Origin of the sequence: Mangrovibrevibacter kandeliae, assembly GCF_024519155.1 — a bacterium.
Lineage (GTDB): Bacteria > Pseudomonadota > Alphaproteobacteria > Rhizobiales > Rhizobiaceae > Mangrovibrevibacter > Mangrovibrevibacter kandeliae.
Map to the genome: position 1 here is coordinate 122926 of NZ_JANIFJ010000004.1, position 19771 is coordinate 142696.

Annotated in this window: 15 protein-coding genes and 1 pseudogene; 1 reads left to right on the forward strand and 15 read right to left on the reverse strand. The window is 69.8% G+C overall.

Annotated features, from left to right (window positions below; all coding sequences use genetic code 11):
* Window positions 1-124 precede the first annotated feature (124 nt).
* From ribB to acnA, 15 genes are all read right to left on the reverse strand, one after another.
* Window positions 125-1249 carry a 3,4-dihydroxy-2-butanone-4-phosphate synthase gene (gene ribB, locus NPA30_RS12330; protein ID WP_256802999.1) on the reverse strand — a complete coding sequence of 375 codons (1125 nt, stop codon included), beginning with the start codon at window positions 1247-1249 and terminating at the stop codon, window positions 125-127.
* Window positions 1250-1407: 158 nt separating this feature from the next.
* Entirely contained in the window at window positions 1408-2829 is a 1422-nt protein-coding gene (locus NPA30_RS12335; protein WP_256803000.1) for a PepSY-associated TM helix domain-containing protein, read from the reverse strand.
* Between the two features lie 201 nt (window positions 2830-3030).
* Window positions 3031-3603 carry a copper chaperone PCu(A)C gene (locus NPA30_RS12340; protein WP_256803001.1) on the reverse strand — a complete coding sequence of 191 codons (573 nt, stop codon included), beginning with the start codon at window positions 3601-3603 and terminating at the stop codon, window positions 3031-3033.
* Between the two features lie 61 nt (window positions 3604-3664).
* Window positions 3665-4081 carry a hypothetical protein gene (locus NPA30_RS12345; RefSeq protein ID WP_256803002.1) on the reverse strand — a complete coding sequence of 139 codons (417 nt, stop codon included), beginning with the start codon at window positions 4079-4081 and terminating at the stop codon, window positions 3665-3667.
* Between the two features lie 78 nt (window positions 4082-4159).
* The gene (locus tag NPA30_RS12350; protein WP_256803003.1) at window positions 4160-5143 is read right to left on the reverse strand and encodes an MDR/zinc-dependent alcohol dehydrogenase-like family protein; all 984 of its coding nucleotides are present in this window, start codon (window positions 5141-5143) and stop codon (window positions 4160-4162) included.
* A gap of 63 nt (window positions 5144-5206) precedes the next feature.
* Window positions 5207-5965 carry a TIGR04290 family methyltransferase gene (locus NPA30_RS12355; protein WP_256803004.1) on the reverse strand — a complete coding sequence of 253 codons (759 nt, stop codon included), beginning with the start codon at window positions 5963-5965 and terminating at the stop codon, window positions 5207-5209.
* A gap of 14 nt (window positions 5966-5979) precedes the next feature.
* Window positions 5980-7017, reverse strand: coding sequence for a UDP-glucuronic acid decarboxylase family protein (locus NPA30_RS12360; RefSeq protein ID WP_256803005.1), 1038 nt, complete (start codon window positions 7015-7017; stop codon window positions 5980-5982).
* Between the two features lie 66 nt (window positions 7018-7083).
* Complete coding sequence (locus NPA30_RS12365) at window positions 7084-8202, reverse strand: CgeB family protein (RefSeq protein WP_256803006.1); 1119 nt, start codon at window positions 8200-8202, stop codon at window positions 7084-7086.
* Complete coding sequence (locus tag NPA30_RS12370; protein WP_256803007.1) at window positions 8199-9293, reverse strand: CgeB family protein; 1095 nt, start codon at window positions 9291-9293, stop codon at window positions 8199-8201. The genes NPA30_RS12365 and NPA30_RS12370 overlap by 4 nt, the downstream gene beginning before the upstream one ends.
* Complete coding sequence (locus NPA30_RS12375) at window positions 9290-10420, reverse strand: CgeB family protein (RefSeq protein WP_256803008.1); 1131 nt, start codon at window positions 10418-10420, stop codon at window positions 9290-9292. The genes NPA30_RS12370 and NPA30_RS12375 overlap by 4 nt, the downstream gene beginning before the upstream one ends.
* A complete protein-coding gene (locus tag NPA30_RS12380) occupies window positions 10420-11529 on the reverse strand; it encodes a glycosyltransferase family 4 protein (RefSeq protein WP_256803009.1) in 1110 nt (369 codons plus the stop codon). The genes NPA30_RS12375 and NPA30_RS12380 overlap by 1 nt, the downstream gene beginning before the upstream one ends.
* A gap of 85 nt (window positions 11530-11614) precedes the next feature.
* Window positions 11615-13648 (reverse strand): NAD-dependent epimerase/dehydratase family protein, encoded by a 2034-nt coding sequence (locus tag NPA30_RS12385; protein ID WP_407944105.1) that lies wholly within the window; start codon window positions 13646-13648, stop codon window positions 11615-11617.
* 5 nt (window positions 13649-13653) lie between these two features.
* Window positions 13654-14763, reverse strand: coding sequence for an NAD-dependent epimerase/dehydratase family protein (locus NPA30_RS12390; RefSeq protein WP_256803011.1), 1110 nt, complete (start codon window positions 14761-14763; stop codon window positions 13654-13656).
* 383 nt (window positions 14764-15146) lie between these two features.
* Window positions 15147-15893, reverse strand: coding sequence for a DUF1223 domain-containing protein (locus NPA30_RS12395; RefSeq protein ID WP_256803012.1), 747 nt, complete (start codon window positions 15891-15893; stop codon window positions 15147-15149).
* A gap of 253 nt (window positions 15894-16146) precedes the next feature.
* Window positions 16147-18867 carry an aconitate hydratase AcnA gene (gene acnA, locus NPA30_RS12400; protein ID WP_256803013.1) on the reverse strand — a complete coding sequence of 907 codons (2721 nt, stop codon included), beginning with the start codon at window positions 18865-18867 and terminating at the stop codon, window positions 16147-16149.
* A gap of 293 nt (window positions 18868-19160) precedes the next feature.
* Here acnA and ccmA point away from each other — a divergent pair.
* A pseudogene (gene ccmA, locus NPA30_RS12405) lies at window positions 19161-19763 on the forward strand (heme ABC exporter ATP-binding protein CcmA); the annotation flags it as partial.
* Window positions 19764-19771: the final 8 nt, after the last annotated feature.

Consider the following 19771-nt stretch of genomic DNA (forward strand, 5'->3'; position numbering starts at 1 on the left):
GCGAGGCTGAACCCTAAGGCTGCGTGCCACCTCCGGCCGTCGAGCCGAACCTGCAGGCTGCGCAGCGGTGCCTTCGCATCCGCATGGGACCGGCGATCCGCAGTCGGGCAGGGCGAAGAAGCGCTCAGTCCGCCACGAGGATCGTGCCGTCCACCTCGATCCCGAACCCGGTCAGCCCGACATAGGCGCGCTCGTGCGTGGCGATCACCCGGATCGAGCAGATGTCGAGATCGCGCAGGATCTGCGCGCCGACCCCGATCTCGCGCCAGCGCTGCTGGCGGGCGAGCGCACTCTGATGCCGCTCGCCGTCGCGATGATCGGCCGCGTCCGGCAGAAGATCGTCGACCTGCGGCGTGCGCAGGAGCATCAGGACCCCTTCGCCCTGCTTCTTCAGCTCCTCGACGGCGATCTCCACCCAGCTGCGGCGGTCCGCGGCGTGGCCGAAGAGATCGACCACCGGCTGCTCCCGGTGGATCCGCACCGGCACGCCGGCGCGGCCGCGCACGTCGCCGAACACGGCGACCACGTGCTGCATCTGGTCGAAAGGCGTCTCGTAGATGCGGATGGTGCCGGCGAGGCCGCTGATGGTGATCGGCTCCTCGCGCACGCTGCGCACGAAGGACTCGCGCCGGATGCGGTACGAAATGAGGTCCTCGATCGAGACGATCTTCAAGCCGTGCTCGCGGGCGAAGCGCACGAGTTCGGGCAGGCGCTTCACCGTGCCGTCGTCGTTGACGATCTCGGCGAGAACGCCGGCCGGCTCGAGGCCGGCAAGCCGGGCGAGGTCGGTGCCGGCCTCGGTGTGGCCGGAGCGGGTGAGGACGCCGCCCTCGCGCGCGATCAAGGGGAAGATGTGGCCGGGCCGCAGGAAGTCGGTGCCCGAGCAGTTGTCGTTGGCGAGCGCCCGGGCGGTGTTGGCCCGCTCCTCGGCCGAGATGCCGGTGGTCATGCCGATCTTGTAGTCGACCGAGACGGTGAAGGCGGTGCGCATCGGGTCGAGATTGTTCGCCACCATCGGCGGCAGGTTCAGCGCATCGGCCCGCGCCGCCGTCATCGGCACGCAGATGATGCCGCTGGTGTGGCGGATCATGAAGGCCATCTTCTCCGGCGTCGCCTTCGACGCGGCCATGATCAGGTCGCCCTCGTTCTCCCGGTCGGTGTCGTCGACGACGACGACGAGCTCTCCCTCGGCGATCGCAGCGACGGCCTCCTCGATCGTGTCGAGGACGAGCTCTTCTTCGAATGTCATGCGCAAAGGGTCCGGCAGCAAGCAGTTGCGCACATGTAAGCCGGGCCCGCGTCGCGATCAACGCAGCCGGTACGGCCGATGGGTGACCGCACCGTCGCCGCCGCCCGTCCCGATCGTGCGCGAGGCAGGCTCAGCTTCGCCGCTTGCCGCCATCCCGGTCAGCCGAGCGCCCGCCGCAGGCCGGGAACACGCGGCAGCACGAGAAGGTCGAGGGCGAGCACCGCGATCAGCGTCAGCCCGACCAGCGGGAACAGCAGCGAGACGACCAGCGCCGTCAGCGCCGCGCCGCGCGCCACCGGCAGGTTCGCCGGCACCGGCGGCGCCGCGAGGCGCCAGGCGCCCTTCGGGCGGCGCAGCCACCACAGGGCGATGCCGCTGACGCACAGCGCGATCACCGACAGGCAGAACAGCGTGTTGAGCGCGACGTTCCAGAGGCCCATGTCGCCCTCGTGCAGGGCGATGCCGACCGCCATCGCCTTGCCGGCGGGGGAGTAGTCGGCATAGCCGACATCGGCGAGGATGCGGCCGCTGTACCGGTCGACATGGACCGTCCGGTCGCTCGTCGGATGGTGCGAATCGTTGCTCATCGAGTCCTGCGAGATCGTCCAGACCCCGGTCTCGCCCATGGGCGGGTTGAGCTCGAAGCGGCCGTCCGCGCCGAAGCCGAGGCGCCGGGCGAGAGCGGCGACGCTGTCGATCGTCACCGGCGTGCCCTCGGGTACCCCGTCGAGGCCCGCCGCCGAGCCCGAGGCCGGCATAGGCGTCTGTTCGAGGGCCCACGGCACCTCCTTCAGGCCGCCGTCGTTCATCGCGGCGTGCGTGACATCGGAGAGCGGGACGTTGTCCCACTTGGCGGCCGGGAAGGTGCTCCAGGCCTGCACGATCGTTTCGCCCCAGATCCCCGTCCAGGCCATGCCCGAGAGCAGGAAGGCGAAGAGGACGATCGAGACGTAGAAGCCGAGCGCGCCGTGCAGGGTGCGGAACAGGCCGCGACCGCGCAGGGCGAGGTCCGGCACCAGCATTCGCCGCAGCCCGCCGGTGCTGCGCGGCCACCAGAGATAGAGGCCGGAGAGGATCAGCACGATGCCGAAGCCGGCGGCGATCTCCACCATCCGGTCGCCGACCCAGCCGATGAGCAGCGTGCCGTGGATCGTGTCGGCAAGATCGTACCAGCCCGCGCGGCGCGACCAGTCGTCGAGCACGCGGCCTGTGGCGGGATCGATCGCGACCATGCGCGCCAGTCCGTCGGTGTCGACGCGGAACAGCGCGGCGCGGGTCGGATCGAGGGGCGCCATGTACTGCTTCAGCGAACTGCCGGGTACCGCCGCCAGCGCCGCCTCGGCCTGCTGCGACACCGCAATCGTCGTTGCGGACGGCTCGACGCGCAGGCTCTTCTCCCCGTCCCGCCCGTCGAGCACCGAGACCCAGAGCATGATCAGGCCGGTGGTCGCGAGGATCAGGAGGAAGGGCACCACGTAGAGGCCGGCATAGAAATGCCAGCGCCAGACGGCGCGGTAGAGCTGGGCGGCGGAGGGAGAGCGGGCGGGCGCGAGGCCGCCATCGAGGGTGGTGTCGGACATCGTGGGCTTCAACCTTGTCGAAGAGCGGCCGCGGCGGCGGCCTCACGCGGCCGCCCTGGCGGCACGGCTGGAGAGCGCCGCCACAAGTGGCGGCGGGGTTCGAAGAATGCTGGCGAGTGGGCCCGGCGTCGGCCGGCGGACGCGGTTGCGGCGGCGCGTAGCCGGACGGTCGTCGGTTCGGCCGCGCCGCCCGCTTCGGCGTTACATGCCGCTCGCGCCGGAATGGCTGGACATGTCGTGCCCGGCCATCCCCGACATGCCCGATCCCGACATATCGTGGCCGGCGTGGTCGCCATGACCGGCCGTGGGCGCGGTGGTGCCCATCTTCTCGATCGCGAGCTCGACCTCCACCGTGCCGGCCTGCTCGAAGGTCAGCGTCACCGGGATGCGCTTGCCGCCCGCCTCGACGGGATGCTTCAGCCCAACCAGCATCAGGTGGAAGCCGGCCGGAGACAGCTCGACCTTCCCATGCGCCGGGATCTCGAGGCCGTCGGTGAGCTGGCGCATCTTCATCACGCCGTTCTCCATCGACATCGAGTGGACCTGGACGTCCTTGGCAATGGGCGTGGAGCCGCCGATCAGGCGGTCCGGCGCGTCGCTATTGTTCTCGAGGACCATGTAGGCGCCGGCGACCGGGGCGCTCGCCGGCGTCGCCCGCGTCCAGGGATGGTCGATATGGATCTTGCCGACGTCGTATTCGTGGGCAAGGGCGGCGGATGCGAGAAGGGCGGCGGCGCCGAGGGCGGCCGCAACGGACTTGCGGAAGGACATCATCGTTTCTCCGAGACTGAACGTGGGACCGGCCGCGCTGGATCGTGCGGCAGGGGGTCTGGCGTCAGGCGGAGAAGGCAGGCGGTCCGGTCGGGTCCGGCTTGAGGCCGACCTCGGGCGGGCGCGGGAGGTCGAGCAGCGCGAGGGCCGCGAGCGGCGGCGCGACGCTGCGCAGCGTGTAGGCCGCACCGAGATCGTTGACGGGAGGAAGCGTCGCCAGCGCGGCGGCCGTGGTGGAGCAGGTGACTCCGCAGACGCAGTCCTGGCAGCAGCCGTCGCGTGCCGGCCCTGCGGGTGCACGCGTTCCGGCCGTGGTGTCGGCGCCATGGCAGATCGCCTGCACCGCCTCGCCTGCGCTCGCCGCTCCGAGCGAACAGGCCATGCCGCCGATCAATCCCTGGAGCAGCAGGATCTGCACGGCCAGCACCAGCGCCGCGAACGACGCCGACCGATCCCGAAGCAGAGCCCGAATGACACGCATGTCCTCCGCTTAAGCAGATCGCACCGGCCCTGTCATCGGCCTTTGCGTCACAGCTCGGCTCGAATGCGACCCGTGGTGTCAGTCCGGGAAGACCAGCGCCTTCATGAAGTCGTCCGGCCGGTCCCGCGCCATGTCGAGCGCCCGATCGAGTTGCGACAGCGGAAAGCGGTGGGTGTAGAGCGGACTTGGATCCAGCTTGCCGCTGGCGACCGCCTCCACCGCCTCGCGCATCCCCTCGCGATAGACCGCCGGATCGCGCTCGTGCGCGTTGACCACGTCGAGGCCGCGCCAGTTCCAGAGCTGCATGTTGACCTGCCGCGGCCCATCCTGGTGATAGCCCGCGATCACCAGCCGGCCGCGTTCGCGGGTCAGTTCGGCCGCGAGGTCGAGCGGCCACTGCGAGCCGACCGCCTCGACGACGCAGTCGCAGAACACGCCGCCGGTCAGCTCCTTCACCGCCTCGATGATCCGCCAGTGGTCGTCCATCACGATGGTTTCGGCCGCACCCATGCGCCGGGCCATCTCGAGCGACAGCGGCCGGCGGGAAATGGCGATCACGCGCGCGCCCGCCGACGCGGCGAGCTGGGTCATCAGCGCGCCCATGAAGCCGATGCCGATGATGGCGACCGTCTGCCCCGCTTCGATGGCGCAGCGCTTGAAGGCGTTCACCGCGCAGCCGAGCGGCTCGCCGGGGAAAGGCACGCCATCGAGCGTCGCCGGCAGGCGCACCACTGCTTCGGCGTCCGCGACGTCGTAGGCCGCATAGGCGTGATAGGAGAGCGCGGCGACGCGATCGCCGGCCGACAGCCCGCTCACGCCTTCGCCGACCGCCTCGATCGTGCCCCAGCCCTCGTGGCCGAGGCCCCCGGGCTCAGTCGGGAACTGCATCCAGTCCGGGCCGCTCCAGGGCACCAGGTTCGAGGCGCAGACCCCGCAGCCCTCCAGCCGGACGAGCACCTGGCCTGGGCGGGGCCGAGGCACGGGCACCGCCTCGACCGCGATCCGGCCGGGACCCGTCACCACCACCGCCTGCATCCTGCCTGCCTGAACGGCTTCGCCCATCACCTGCTCCAACGTCTCGTCATGCCGGCCATGCCGCCGGGTTCCTGGCCATGAGGCGGTGCATCAGCGCCCGATTGCCGGGGGTGGCTCGACGGCATAGTGCCGTTCGCCCCGCCGCACGAGGTAGACCTCGCGTTCCGGATGCGCCTCGATCGTGAAGCCGGCGCTGCGCAGCATCGCTTCGGCCGCCGCCGTGTTCGGGATGAACCAGTTCGTCGGATCGTCGGCGTAGCGCTCCTCGACGAAAAACAGCTTCGGATAGTCCGGCGCGTCGAAGGCGGACCATTCCTCGAAGCCCGGGTTCTCCTCCTGCCGGCGCGTGCGTTCGTCGCCCCGCTGCATGCACTGGAACAGCATCCGGTCCTTGGCGACGTGCTCGTGGATGAGGTCGAGCGCCAGCAGCGGGTGGCGCAGATGGTAGAGGACGCCCATGAAGATCACGAGATCGAAGCGCTCGCCGAGCTGGCCGACATCGTAGACCGAAAGCTGCCGGAACTCGATGTCGAGCCCGGCTTCGGCGGCGACGAACTCGGCCTGTCGCAGGTAGTGCGGATCCGGCTCCAGCCCGAGGACGCGGCCGGCGCCGCGTCGCTTCATCTCGAGCGCATAGAAGCCTGCGTTGCAGCCGATGTCGAGCACGCTGGCGCCGGCAAGATCGGCCGGCAGCACGTGCTTGAACCCGTCCCACTTGAAGCTCGGGTAGTCGCCGAGGAAATGCTCCGGCGCCGTCTGCCGGCCGCCGATCCGGATGTTCTGGAACCAGGGTCCGAGCGCGGCGATCCTGTCGCCGAGCGCGTCCGTTTCGCCAGGCTTGCCCGGCATCGCACGCGCCCCGGTCAAACCAGGCTCTGCCGTGCGAGCACGCCCTCGGGCATGCGACCGGCGGGCGAAGCGGCGGCGCGGCTATGGCCGGTCTTCTGCTCGAACCAGGCAATCGTCGGCACGAGGCCGTCGCGCAGCGACATGCGGGGATGCCAGTCGAGCAGCGTCCGGGCGCGGGTGATGTCGGGGCAGCGGCGCTTCGGATCGTCGACCGGCAGTGGCCGATGCTCGATGGGCGAACGGGTCGGGATCATCTCGAGCACCAGCTGCGCGAGTTCGGCGATGGTGAACTCTCCCGGATTGCCGAGGTTGACCGGCAGGCCGGGGTTCTCCTGCAGGTTCATCAGCCGCATCAGGCCCTCGACGAGGTCGGCGACGTAGCAGAAGGAGCGCGTCTGCTCGCCGGTGCCGTAGATGGTGAGCGGCGCGCCCTTCAGCGCCTGCACGATGAGGTTGGAGACGATGCGGCCGTCGTCGGGCTGCATGCGAGGGCCGTAGGTGTTGAAGATGCGCACCACGCGCGCATCCGCATCGCCAGTGCGCAGGCTGTCGAAGCACAGCGTCTCGGCGGCGCGCTTGCCCTCGTCGTAGCAGGCGCGCGGTCCGGTGCAGTTGACGTGGCCCCAGTAGTCCTCGCGCTGCGGATGCTCTTCCGGGTCGCCGTAGATCTCGCTGGTCGAGGCCTGGAGGAAGGCCGCGCCGTGGCGTCGGGCGAGATCCAGGAGGTTGCTCGTGCCGATCACGCTGGTCATCAGGGTGTGGCGCGGATCGGCCTGATAGGCCGGTGGGGAGGCGGGACAGGCGAGGTTGTAGATCTGGTGGACCGGCTCATCGACGGTCAGCGGACGGCAGATGTCCTGTTCGACGAAGCGGAAGCCCGGGCCGGCGAGCAGGTGCTCGACGTTCTGGCGCGAACTGGTCATCAGGCTGTCCACGCAGATCACCCGATGGCCCTGCGCCACCAGCGCGTCGCACAGGTTCGACCCGACGAAGCCCGCCCCGCCGGCAACGAGAACGGTCTTGGTCTGCGGCGTCACGGGCATGTCCATCATCTTCGAACTCCACAGGCAGAAAATCCTCACCGAGGCGCATTAACGGGCCCGGTTGTGATCCGTTGCTCAGGCAACGGGATGAAGTGCAGTCCTCGCAATCTCTCTGTCGCGGCCGGCCTCGAGCAGCCGGTGGATCGCTGCGGCGAACTCCGCCGCACGGGCATCGCCGGTGTGGTCGGCGAGAACCACGCGCCGCGCTGCTTCGGCCATGGCGGATCGCTGCGCCGCGTCCGCCTGCTGCAGCAGCGCCACCACCTCGTCTGTTCCCTGCACCGTCCGCACCCCGCCCGGCAGGATCGCCTCGAGGCCCTTCCAGCTGTCGCTGACGATGGGCGTACCGCAGGCGGCGGCCTCGAACAGGCGCACGCTCGGCGACCAGCCGGCCGCGATCATGTCGGCGCGCGTGACGTTCAGGGTGTAGCGCTGGCGGCTGTAGAAGGAGGCGTGCTCGGCTGGCGGCAGATGCTCGATCCGGTCGACGTTGCCCGGCCAGTCGATTGTCGCTGGATACTGCGGCCCCGCAACGACGAAGCGGCAATGCGGCAGGCGTCGCGCCGGCTCGATCAGGAGCGCCTCCAGCGTCGGCTGGCGGTCGTCGCTGTAGGTGCCGAGATAGCCGAGATCCCAGACCGGCGTTTCGCCGGTGGGCGCGTAGCGCGCCGCTTCGACCGAGCAGTAGAGCGCCTCGGCGCTGCGGGCGCCGAACTCGCTCTGCAGCCGCTCCAGCGTCGGTCCCCCGGTGAAGGAGAAGTAGACGTCGAAGCCGGGAATCTGCCGGCGCGCCAGGTACGCCTCGTCGCCCCGCTCCAGCCGCGCCAGCGTCACCGGCGTGTCGATGTCGTAGAAACCGGTGACGCCCTCCGCCGTCGCAAGCACCCAATCGATCACCGGCACGCCCTCCGGCACGTAGGAGCCGACGATGACCGCATCGGCGGCGCGGACCCGCTCGGCGAAGCGCTGCTCGAGCGCGCCACGGTCGCCATAGAAGGCGAGGTCGCAGAAATCGGGATCGGGCAGGTCGCGGTGGTCGCCGTCATACCAGGGCACCTGGCGCTCCAGGAACAGGACGCGGTGGCCGAGCCGGTGGACGCCGCGCAGCAGCGAGCGGAACGTGGTGGCATGGCCATTGCCCCAGGACGAGGCGAGCGACAGGCCGAGGACGACGATGTCGAGCGGCCGGCTCATGCCGCGGCCTCGGCACGGCGGGCGGCGGCAACGCGGGCGAGGATGCCGTCGGCCTCCTCGGCACGCCGATCATAGGTGTGCTCCGCTAGCACCCGTTCCAGACCCGCCCGCCCGATCGCCGCGGCGCGCTCCGGCGTCAGGTCCCGCATGATCTCCGCAACGTCCTTCCCGTCGCGCGCGACGAGCACCTCGGCGTCGGGCTTCAGGAACATCTCGACGCCGACCCAGTGGTCGGTGATCAGGCAGGCGCCGGCGCCTGCCGCCTCGAAGACGCGGGTCGGCGGCGAGTAGCCGGTCGCCGCCATGGAGTCGCGGGTCACGTTGATCACCGCCTTCGGGGTGCAGTTGAAGGCGTTGTGGTCGCGCGTGCCGACATGCCCGATCTGCCTGATGTTGCCGCTCATCGGCTTGTCGCCCCAGCCCGAGCCGCCGAGGAGGAAGGTCGCGCCCGGCACCGCCGCAGCGGGGCGCAGGAAGAACTCCTCGACCCGCGCCTCCCGGTCGGGCAGCCGGTTGCCGAGGAAGCCGAGATCGGCGTCGAAGCGCGGCTCCGGCGACACGGGGAAATGGGTTGCAGGGTCGAGCGCGTTGTAGATCGGGATGCATTCGGCGGCGCCGATCGAGCGATAGGCCGTCACCACGGGATCGCCGCCGCCATAGGTGAGCACGAGGTCGAGGCGCTGGAGGGCGCCGCGCATGTAGTGATCCGGGGCCGCGCTGATCTCCGCAAGCGTCGCCGGCGCGTCGACGTCCCAGAAGATGCGCACGGCGTCCGGCCGGGCGTTGTCCAGCATCGTAGCGAGGATCAGGTCGTCGGCGTAGCCGACTCCGCTCGCCTTCACCACGACGTCGTAGCCGGCGGCCTCGCCGCACACCCGGCGCACCGCGTCAGGCGTGCCGTCGTAGACGACGACGCGGCACCAGTCCGGCGGGTCGATGTCGCGATGAGCCTGCCGGTCGTAGACGTCGGGTTCGTAGAAGGTGATGTCGTGCCCATGCCGCGCCAGCGCCGACAGGAGCCCGCGGTAATAGGTGGCGGCACCGTTCCAGTACGAAGACAGGAGGCTGGAGCCGTAGAAGGCGATCTTCATTGGGCGGCCTCCTCGTGCCTGAGCTGCCGGGTGAGGGATGCGGTGCCGACTTCGCCGAGGATGGCGAAGAGTTCGTCCACCCGATGGGCGCAGGTGTGACGGGCCCTTATGGTGGCGAGGCCGGAGGCGCTGAGCGCCGCGGCGCGGTCGGGATCGTCGAGGATCTCGCGCAGCGTCCGCGCCATGGCCTCGCCGTCGGCCGCGAACAGGAAGTCCTCGCCGGGGCGGAAGAGGTTCTCCGCATCCGACCAGGGCGCCGAGACCAGGGGAATGCCGCAGGCGAGGGCCTCGAACATGCGGATGGTGGGGATGCCGGGCAACGCCTCGACATAGGGACGGCGCGGCACGTGGACCGTCACCCGGTGCGCGGCGAAGGCCGCCGGCACGTCGGCGTTGGCGATCCAGCCGCCGTGGTGGAGGCCGGCCGCCTCCAGCCGCGCCAGCGCATCGGCCGGGTAGCGCACGCCCCGGACCGTCGCCTGGATGCCGAGGCTCCGCACCGGCTCGACGAGGAACTCCTGCAGTTCGCGCGTGCGCTCGCCGTCGCCCCAGTTGCCGATCCAGATCAGGTCGCCGCGCTTGGCCGTCTCCGGCAGCGGCCGGAACAGAGCGGTGTCGGCCGCCTCGTGCCAGGTGAAGACGCTGCGGCCCCAGCCGGCCTTGAGGTAGCGCTGGCGGAGCGTCTCGCCGAAGGCGAGGATGCCGTCATAGTCGGCGAGAAGGAGGCCGGCGATGTCCTCCTCCTGCGACACGGCCCGGTGGTGCGTGTCGTGGAACAGGAGTGTGAAGCGGCCGCCCTGCGCCCGCGCCTTGCCGATCCGGGCGACGAGCGCGGGATCCGTCCACTCGTGCACGAGCACGACGTCCGCCTCCGCCAGCGCCGCCTCGTGTTCGAAGGCACTCCCGTAGGTCTGCGTCCGAAGCATTGGAAAGTCGCGGAAGAAGCGCGCTTCGGCGTCCGCTCCCTGATCTGCAATGAGGTTGGTGCGGCTCCAGGCGCCCTCCGGCTCGAGCGCCTGCACCGAGTGGCCGCGCTCGGCCAGCGCGCGCATCACGCCGCGCAGGAAGTGTGCATTGCCGTGGTTCCAGTCGGAGACGAGGGAATGGGTGTAGAACAGGAAGCGCATCACAACTCCGCGGCGGCCGGTGTCCGACCGCCGTTCGACAGGACATCGGCATAGATCCTCGACAGGGCCCCGACCTGCCGTGCGAGCGAAAATTCGCTGGCCCGGGCGGCGGCGAGGCGCGCGAGTTCACGCCGCTCCGCGGGCTCCTCCGCCAGCCGGTCGAGCACCTGTCGCAGCTCCTCCGGATCGTGCGGATCGACGAAGACGGCCGCGTCGTCCCAGATCTCGTGGAAGATCGGGATGTCGGTGACGACGAGGGCGCAGCCCGCCAGCGCCGCCTCCAGCGGCGCAAGGCCGAAGGGCTCGTACAGCGAGGGGGCAACGAAGATCGAGGCGCGCGCCATCAGCGCCCGGGTCTCGAAAGCCGACAGGACGCCGGCCGTCTGCGCATGCAGCGGGGTAACCATCTGGCCGTTCGGTCCGCCCAGCCCGCCCGCCATCAGCAGCGGCCAGCGGCAGCCGGCGGCCGCCGCGTCGAGAAGCGCGGCGTTCTTGCCTTCGTCCCACCAGCGACCGGCGGCCAGCACGAAAGGCTCCTTGTCCGCGGCGGAGACCGGCACCGGCCGCACCGCGTTCGGCACCACCGCGAGCCCGGCAATCGTGCCATAGGCTTCGAGCAGCGCCTCGGCGTGCGAGCGGCTCGGCGCGAGCACCGCATCCGCACGGCGAAAGCCGGCGAGGTTGCGGCGGCGCTGCCATTCCCATTCGGCCGGGAGGGGCTCGCTTCGCATCGCCTGCCACCAGGTGACCACGCAGGAATGCGAGGCGATGACGACGCGGCGCGCCGTCTGCAAGCCGACCGCCTGCGACGGCGTGTTGAGATGCAGGAGGTCGACCGCGTGTCGCTCGGCCAGGTGATCGAGACGTGGAGCGAGCGGATCGAGGGCCGTCTCGTCCTCCACGAGCCAGTCGAGCGGCTCGTTCAACCAGACCAGTTCGACGCCGGACAGCGCGGCGACCGCCTCGCGCTGCGGCGGCGTCGGCTCCGGTCCGAGCCCCACCAGCAGGACCGGCGTGCCGGCGGCGGCAAGTTCCTGCGCGAGATCGAGGCTGTATTGCCAGACGCCGCCGACCGCATCGGTGGTCATCAGGATGCGGCTCGGCCTCATTGGCCGGCGATCCCAGGCGCTCGTGCCGATGGGGGCACGGCTGCGTCCGTTGACGTCGGGGAGGCGTCGCGGCGACGTCGCCGTCTCATGCGGGCACCCGATGACGCGGCGCGTCCTCAGCCAGCGCGGCGCCGGTCGCCGGCACCGGTCCTTCGCCCGTCTGGAGCCAGCGCGCTAGATCGTCGAGACCTTCGCGCCATGCGGTGCGGGCCTGCCAGCCGAGGGTGTCGGTCAGCTTGCGGGTGTCGGCCACGAAGTAGAGCTGGTCGCCCTGCCGCCAGTCGCCATAGGACAGATCGAGCGGTCGCCCGGCGATGCGCTCGATCTCGCGCAGCACCGTGCGCAGGCTGACGGCATTGGCAGGTCCGCCGCCGAGATTGAAGGCGCGGCCGGAAATCTGCTCGATGTTGTCGAGAAGGAGACGATAGGCCGCCACCGCGTCGGCGACGTGCAGGATGTCGCGCACCTGCTTGCCGTCGCCATAGATGGTGATCGGCTCGCCGCGCAGCGCCCGGATCAGGAAGTGCGCGACCCAGCCCTGATCCTCGGTGCCGAACTGGCGTGGCCCGTAGATGCAGCTCATCCGCAGCACCGCCGTCGGCAACCCGTAGGACTTGGCGTAGTCGAGGACGTACTGGTCGGCGACCCCCTTGGAGCAGCCGTAAGGCGTACAGAAGTCGAGGTTGCGCCACTCGCCGATGCCGTTCTCGCGGATCGCGGCGTCGGCCGGTGCATACGCCTCCGCGCCCTCCACCATGGCGACGTCTTCCAGCCCGCCATAGACCTTGTTGGTGGAGGCGAAGATCGCCGGCACCTTGCGCCCGGTGCGGCGAAGACCCTCAAGCACGTTCAGCGTGCCCTGCGCGTTGACGGCGAAATCGTGGAACGGATCGACGAGGCTCGTGGTGACGGCGACCTGCGCCGCCAGATGGAACACGGCGCCGGCGTCCGCGACGACCTCAGCGGTCGTCTGCCGGTCGCGCAGGTCGACCGCCGCGACATGGACCCGCTCGCCGTGCTCGCGCTTCAGCCAGTCGAGGTTTCGCTCGACGCCCGGCCGGCTGAAGTTGTCGACCACCAGCACCTCGCGCCCCTCCTTCAGGAGGCTCTCCGCAAGATTCGCCCCGATGAAGCCGGCGCCGCCGAGAATGGTGATCGGCCGCGAGGGGCGGGCGACGGACGGAGCCGCAAGGCTCGACAGCGCCCGCGCCTTGGCGACACCGCCCTCGGTCAGCGCACGCGCCAGCAGCTTTTGCCGGCCGGCCGGATCGACCACGCCGAGATGGTAATGCCGCTGGTCGAAGAAATGCCCTTCCTGGACGGCCACCTCCGGCGCCAGATCCTGCCAGGAGTACCAGTAGAGCCGGTCGGCGGGCACCTCCAGCAGATCGAGGAACTGGCGCAGCTGCCCCAGCTCGTCATGCCGCCACGTCGAGTAGCCGGCTTCGGTGATCCACACCTCCGCCGCAGGGTTGTGGCGATCGAGGATCCGCCGCATCTCGCGGTGATGCTCGGCCCAGCCCTGCCAGGATCCGTCCGCACTGTCCCAGGTGCCGGGGAAGCCGTGCAGGCCGACCGCCGAGAATTTGGCGAGGACGCCGCGCTGACCCATCAGCTCGAGCCAATTGGGGTCGAAGGGGCAGGGGCCGCCGAGCACGGTCTTCCAGCCGCGCTCCTGCGCCCAGTGAGCGGCGGCGCCGATCATCTCGCAGAACAGCAGCCACTCGTGGTCGACGGTGAAGTCCCAGTCGAGGAGGTTGTTCGGCTCGTTCCACAGCTCGATGTGGGTGAAGTGCCGGCCGTAGCGAGTGAGGATCACGTCGACGAAGTCGGCATAGTCGAGCAGTCGGCGCGGCGGGCCGGAGCTCTTGCCCGTGCGCGAGAGCGACGGCGGCGTGTAGTGGATGCAGGGGAGGAGATCGAACGCGGCGCCGAGCTTCGGAATCAGCCAGTCGAACCACTCAGGCCCACCCGGCGCGTAGAACTCCGCCCAGGAGAGATGCGTGCGCAGCTGCGTCGCCTTGGCGGCAGCCATGCCTGCCAGTGCGTCCTCGACCCGCTCGTACTCGCCCTGCCGAAACCACTCGACGAAGCCGAAGGTCCGTGCCGGAACCGTCATGTCGGTCATGCCACGAGGCCTCGGGCCTCGAGATGACGGCGCATCTCCGCACCGCGATCTTCGGCCTTCTCCGCCCGGACCCAGGCCACGAACTCCTCGAGCGAGTCCTCCAGCGCATGCTGCGGCTCGAAGCCGAGCAGCCGGCGGGCCTTGCCGATGTCGGCAAAGCAGTTGCGGATGTCGCCCGACCGGGCCTTGCCGAGGATCTCCGGGGCGATCTCCGGCGTGCCCATGGCGGCGGCGAGGAGCGAGGCCACCTTGCTGATCGGATAGATCCGGCCGCTGCCGATGTTGATCACTTCGCCGACCGCCTCCGGCCGCTCCATGGCCAGGCGGAAGGCGCGCGCAACGTCGCGCACGTGGACGAAGTCGCGGCGCTGCTGGCCGTCCTCGAAGATGGTCGGCGCCTGACCGTTCATCAGCCGCGAGGCGAAGTTGGCGAGGACGCCGGTGTAGGGATTGGACAGCGCCTGGCCCGCGCCGAATACGTTGAACAGGCGGAGCGCGACGGTCTCCACGCCATAAGCCGTGCCGAAGATCTGGACGGCACGCTCCTGCGCATACTTGGTCAGGGCGTAGATCGACGCGAGGTCGACCGGCTTGCTCTCGTCGGTCGGCACAGGCTCGAGCAACCGGCCGTCCTGCGTGACCGGCTCCCACGCGCCCTCGCGGATGCGCGAGGCGACGCGCCGGGCATCGGCGACCCGCTCGCCATCGGAGGTGAGATAGAGGCCTTCGCCGTAGACGCTCATGGACGAGGCGACGACGATCCGGCGCACCGGGCTGTCGATGAGCTCCTGCAGCAGCACGGCGGTCCCCACGTCATTGCCGCTGACGTAGCGCTCGATCTCGTACATGCTCTGGCCGACGCCCACTTCGGCGGCGAGATGGAAGACGCCGTCGACTCCGGCGATGGCCTGGCGGACCTTCTCGTGATCACGCACGTCGCCTTCGATCACCTCAACCCGCGGATCGACCGCCACGCGGGTGTCCCCGTGGACCTGCGGGATCAGAGCGTCGAGAACCCGCACGTCGTAGCCCGCGGCAAGCAGGTCGTCGCAGAGCGCGCGGCCGATGAAGCCCAGACCGCCGGTGATCAGATAGCGTGCCGCCATCGATGAACTCTCCCTCTCACAGTGCGATGGACCTGCGGCCGGATGCGCAGGCGGCGCGGGTGGCGACGCATGACACGCGGCCTCTGCGGACGGTGCCGGCGGCCACCGGCTTGTCCTGCAGAACCACGACGCGATCACGAGACGCAACACGCTTTGGACTGCTGATCGTCAGCATTCCAGAGCCACCTAAGTGGAGCAACCGTCGGAGGTGACAAGGTGACCGCGAATGGGTCGAGAGGCACGGGCCTGCGACACCAGAGCGTCATCGCTCGGTACTCGCCCGGAGCATCGGCACAGCCGGTCGGAGTGCGCCGGAACCCAGTGCGAGGCTGCGGCAGACGGTCGCAGGAAGAGCCCTCGCCAGCCGGCTGCCGCGCGCGTCGTCAGCTTCCGTTGTCGAGGACGATCGTGGCCGCCGCCAGGATGCGGCCCGGCGCGCCGTCCGAAGTCACCGTCTGCAGGATTGCGGCACAGCCCACCGGTCCGTCCTCGGTGGGGTCGAGCATCGCCTTCGGCAGGTCGACATCCAGCGGCTTGCCGCTCCACATGCCGATCACGCGCCAGTCGCGCACCGGATGGGTGTCGACGAGCTGCCGGCCGCGGTTCTCGCCGCGCGTGACATCGGTGCGGCTGCTCTGGTCGAACGTGACCAGCACCAGCATCGGAGCCCGCGTCTCCGCGGCCGCGCCTCCGAGGTCCGCGGTGATGTGCAGCCGGTCGCCCTGCAAACGGAGATCGACCCGCGCCCGCGGGTCGAGGCCTGTGCTGGCGAGCGCGCTGTCGATCCGGTTCTTGAAGGAACCGATCACGTGCGTCTGGCCGTTCACCACCATCTGCGGCGTGTAGATGGTGCCGGCGTTGAGGGCCTTGGCGTAGTCACGCTGGCGTTCGGTGTTGGCTCGCGAGCCGTGGGTGTCACGCCAGCCGATATAGTCCCAGTAGTCGACGTGATACCCGAGCGTCAGCACGCCCGGCTGCTTCGCGTAGTCGGCGAGGAGCTTGTCGGCGGGCGGACAGGACGAGCAGCCCTGGCTGGTGAAGAGCTCCAGAACGCCGCGGATGGCGGATTTGTCTTCGGCACGGGCGCCAACGGCATGGAGCGCCGAGGCGAACATCAGAGCGGCGACCAAGAGGCGCGCGAGCAGGGCGGGTCCGGATGCAGTTCCGGCCCTCGACGGGACGGGCCACCGGACATGGCCGCGAAGAGGGGGGATGCTGGTCATGGCGGCGAACCTAGGCCCGGCCCTCATCATCAACCACTCAATTAGGGGTGAGCCTCGGGTTCGAGGCGCTGGCCGATCGATCGCGCCGCCGCACCTTGCAGGGCGCGGCGGCGACGCATGCGGGGGGCGGACCTGAGGCCGCCTGGCAGCGATGCGGCGATCAGGCGGCGAGGCGCCGCAGCACGTAGTGCAGGATGCCGCCGTTCTTGTAGTATTCCAGCTCGTCCAGGGTATCGATGCGGCAGTAGAGCTTGACCGTCAGCGTCGTGCCGTCGGCCCGCTCGATGGTGGCGTCGAGCGTCTGGCGCGGCTGGATCGTGGTCAGCCCGTCGATGGTGACCTTCTCGTCGCCCTTCAGGCCGAGCGTCTGCCAGGACGTGCCCTCCTCGGCGAAGACGAAGGGCACGACGCCCATGCCGACGAGGTTCGAGCGGTGGATGCGCTCGAAGCTCTGCGCGATCACCGCCTTGACGCCGAGAAGCACGGTACCCTTCGCCGCCCAGTCGCGCGACGAGCCGGTGCCGTATTCCTTGCCGGCGAAGATCACCAGCGGCACGCCCTCGTCCTTGTAGGCCATCGCCGCGTCGTAGATCGGCATCTGCGCGCCGTCCGGATGGTGAACGGTGACGCCGCCTTCGACGCCCGGCACCATCTGGTTCTTGATGCGGATGTTGGCGAAGGTGCCCCGCATCATGACTTCATGGTTGCCGCGGCGCGCGCCGTAGGAGTTGAAGTCGACCGGACGCACCTGGTGGCTGACGAGATACTCGCCCGCCGGGCCGCTCGACTTGATCGAGCCGGCTGGCGAGATATGGTCGGTGGTGATCGAGTCGAGGAACAGGCCGAGGATGCGAGCGCCCTTGATGTCGGTCACCGGCTTCGGATCGGCCGTCATGCCCTCGAAGTAGGGCGGGTTCTGCACGTAGGTCGACCGGTCGTCCCAGGCGTAGGTCAGGCCGCCGGAGACGTCGATCTTCTGCCAGTGCTCGTCGCCCTTGAAGACGTCGGCGTAGCGCGTCTCGAACATGTCGCGGGTGACGGTCGCGCGGACGATCTCGGCGATCTCCTGCGTCGTCGGCCAGATGTCCTTGAGGTAGACGTCGTTGCCGGCCTGGTCCTGGCCGAGCGGGGCCGTGGTGATGTCGACGAAGAGCGAGCCGGCGATCGCATACGCGACCACGAGGGGCGGCGAGGCGAGGTAGTTCGCCCGCACGTCCGGATTGACGCGGCCCTCGAAGTTGCGGTTGCCCGACAGCACCGAGCAGGCGACGAGGTCGTTCTTGTTCACCGCCTCGGAGATCGGCTCCGGCAGCGGGCCGGAATTGCCGATGCAGGTGGTGCAGCCATAGCCGACGAGGTTGAAGCCCATGGCATCCAGGTCCTTCTGGAGCCCGGCCTTCTCGAGATACTCCGTCACCACCTGGCTGCCCGGTGCGAGCGAGGTCTTCACCCAGGGCTTCACCTTGAGGCCCTTCTCGTGCGCCTTGCGGGCGAGGAGGCCAGCGGCGACGAGCACGTTCGGGTTCGAGGTGTTGGTGCAGGAGGTGATCGCCGCGATCACGACGTCGCCATGGGCGATGCCGTGGTCGGCGCCTTCGACCGGATAGCGGACGGAGTTGTCGGCCGGCGCGGCGGCGCCGTCGGCCTTCTTCTTGCTGCTGGCGAGGATGTCGGCGAGCGCCGGGCCGAACGAGCTGGCCGCGTCGGTCAGCGCCACACGGTCCTGCGGGCGCTTGGGGCCGGCGAGCGAAGGCACCACGGTGGACAGATCGAGCTCCAGCGTGTCGGTGAAGACCGGGTCTTGCGTGCCGTCTTCGCGGTACATGCCCTGCGCCCTGGCGTAGGCTTCCACCAGCGCGATGCGGTCCTTGTCGCGGCCGGTCGCCTCGAGATAGGCGATGGTGTCCTTGTCGATCGGGAAGAAGCCGCAGGTGGCGCCGTATTCCGGCGCCATGTTGCCGATGGTCGCCTGGTCCTCGAGGGTGAGGTTGGACAGGCCGGGGCCGAAGAACTCGACGAACTTGCCGACGACGCCCTTCTTGCGCAGCATCTGGGTGACGGTCAGCACGAGGTCGGTCGCGGTGGTGCCGTCCGGCAACTTGCCGGTGAAGCGGAAACCGATGACCTCGGGGATCAGCATGGAGATCGGCTGGCCGAGCATCGCCGCCTCGGCTTCGATGCCGCCGACGCCCCAGCCGAGCACCGACAGGCCGTTGACCATCGTGGTGTGCGAGTCGGTTCCCACGAGCGTGTCCGGATAGGCGATCGTCTCGCCGTTTTCCTCTTTGGTCCAGACCGTCTGCGCGAGGTATTCGAGGTTCACCTGGTGGCAGATGCCGGTCCCGGGCGGCACCACGCGGAAGTTCTGGAAGGCCGACTGGCCCCAGCGCAGGAAGGTGTAGCGTTCGCCGTTGCGGTCGTACTCGACGTCGACGTTCTTGCGGAAGGCGTCCGGCTGGCCGAAGAAGTCGACCATCACCGAGTGGTCGATGACGAGATCGACCGGCACCAGCGGGTTGACCTTGTTCGGATCGGCGCCGAGCTGGGTCGTGGCGTCGCGCATGGCGGCGAGGTCGACCACCGCCGGCACGCCGGTGAAGTCCTGCATCAGGACGCGGGCCGGGCGGTAGGCGATCTCGTAGCCGGCCTTGCCCTTGTCCTCGACCCACTTGGCGACGGCGCGCACGTCGTCGGCCGTCACGGTGCGACCGTCCTCGTTGCGCAGCAGGTTCTCGAGCAGCACCTTCATCGAGAAGGGCAGCCGCGAAGCGCCCGTCAGACCGTTCTTCTCCGCCTCCTTGAGGTCGAAATAGACATAGGTCTTGCCGGCGGCGGTGAGGGTGCGGCGGCTCTTGAAACTGTCGGGGTGGGACACGGGCATCCTTCCTTCTCGAACGTCAAATCTGTCCGAAGGCGAACGCCTGCCGCGCCGGAGCGCTTGAGGTGCGGGTACGACCATTTCCGCCTGTCCGCCCCGTGGCCTGCCGCCTTGCACGAAGGGCAGGCGCCGCGAGTTCGGCGCTGATTCTCGAACACGCCGGTCGCTGGCGTGGTTGCGGGCCTTATAGGGAAGTTTGTAACGGCTATAAAGGGGCGCCGGCGGCCCGTGGCGCACAAAGCGTTACCACCGGCGACGCCTTGTCCAGTCGGGCCTTCCGAGGGGTTTCCCAGATGATCACCATCACCGCCGCCGGGCTGACGATCGCGCGCGGCGGCGAGATCGTCGCCGAACCGGACGACTTCACCCTCTCGGGCGGCGACGCGCTCCTCGTCATTGGGCCGAACGGCGCCGGCAAGTCGACCCTTCTGCGCACGCTCGCCGGCCTGCTGCCGCTCGCCGCCGGCCGGCTGACGGTCGAGGGCGCCCTCGCACCCGACGGCGAACCGGCCGCGACGCCGGGCGAGATCGCGCACTATCTCGGCCACCGCAACGGCATGAAACCCGCGGTGACGGTCGCGGACAATCTCCTGTTCTGGCAGCGCTTTCTCGGTGGTGGGCCGGGTGGGCCGGGTGGGTCCGACGTCGCCGCGGCGCTCGACGCGGTCGGGCTCGGGGACCTCGGCCATCTGCCCTTCGGCTATCTCTCCGCCGGCCAGCAGCGGCGCGCGGCGATGGCGCGGCTGCTCGTCGCGCACCGGGCGCTGTGGATCCTCGACGAACCGACCGCCGCGCTCGACACGGCTTCTCAGGCGACGTTCGCCCGGCTCCTGACGGCGCATCTCAGCGCCGGCGGTCTCGTCGTCGCCGCGACCCACCAGCCGCTCGGCATCGAGGGCCGCACGCT

Excerpts from the sequence above, each read along its gene's own strand:
- ribB (WP_256802999.1), bottom strand. The coding sequence starts at position 1,249 with ATGACATTCGAAGAAGAGCTCGTCCTCGACACGATCGAGGAGGCCGTC.
- NPA30_RS12335 (WP_256803000.1), bottom strand. The coding sequence starts at position 2,829 with ATGTCCGACACCACCCTCGATGGCGGCCTCGCGCCCGCCCGCTCTCCC.
- NPA30_RS12340 (WP_256803001.1), bottom strand. The coding sequence starts at position 3,603 with ATGATGTCCTTCCGCAAGTCCGTTGCGGCCGCCCTCGGCGCCGCCGCC.
- NPA30_RS12345 (WP_256803002.1), bottom strand. The coding sequence starts at position 4,081 with ATGCGTGTCATTCGGGCTCTGCTTCGGGATCGGTCGGCGTCGTTCGCG.
- NPA30_RS12350 (WP_256803003.1), bottom strand. The coding sequence starts at position 5,143 with ATGGGCGAAGCCGTTCAGGCAGGCAGGATGCAGGCGGTGGTGGTGACG.
- NPA30_RS12355 (WP_256803004.1), bottom strand. The coding sequence starts at position 5,965 with ATGCCGGGCAAGCCTGGCGAAACGGACGCGCTCGGCGACAGGATCGCC.
- NPA30_RS12360 (WP_256803005.1), bottom strand. The coding sequence starts at position 7,017 with ATGATGGACATGCCCGTGACGCCGCAGACCAAGACCGTTCTCGTTGCC.
- NPA30_RS12365 (WP_256803006.1), bottom strand. The coding sequence starts at position 8,202 with ATGAGCCGGCCGCTCGACATCGTCGTCCTCGGCCTGTCGCTCGCCTCG.
- NPA30_RS12370 (WP_256803007.1), bottom strand. The coding sequence starts at position 9,293 with ATGAAGATCGCCTTCTACGGCTCCAGCCTCCTGTCTTCGTACTGGAAC.
- NPA30_RS12375 (WP_256803008.1), bottom strand. The coding sequence starts at position 10,420 with ATGCGCTTCCTGTTCTACACCCATTCCCTCGTCTCCGACTGGAACCAC.
- NPA30_RS12380 (WP_256803009.1), bottom strand. The coding sequence starts at position 11,529 with ATGAGGCCGAGCCGCATCCTGATGACCACCGATGCGGTCGGCGGCGTC.
- NPA30_RS12385 (WP_407944105.1), bottom strand. The coding sequence starts at position 13,648 with ATGACGGTTCCGGCACGGACCTTCGGCTTCGTCGAGTGGTTTCGGCAG.
- NPA30_RS12390 (WP_256803011.1), bottom strand. The coding sequence starts at position 14,763 with ATGGCGGCACGCTATCTGATCACCGGCGGTCTGGGCTTCATCGGCCGC.
- acnA (WP_256803013.1), bottom strand. The coding sequence starts at position 18,867 with ATGCCCGTGTCCCACCCCGACAGTTTCAAGAGCCGCCGCACCCTCACC.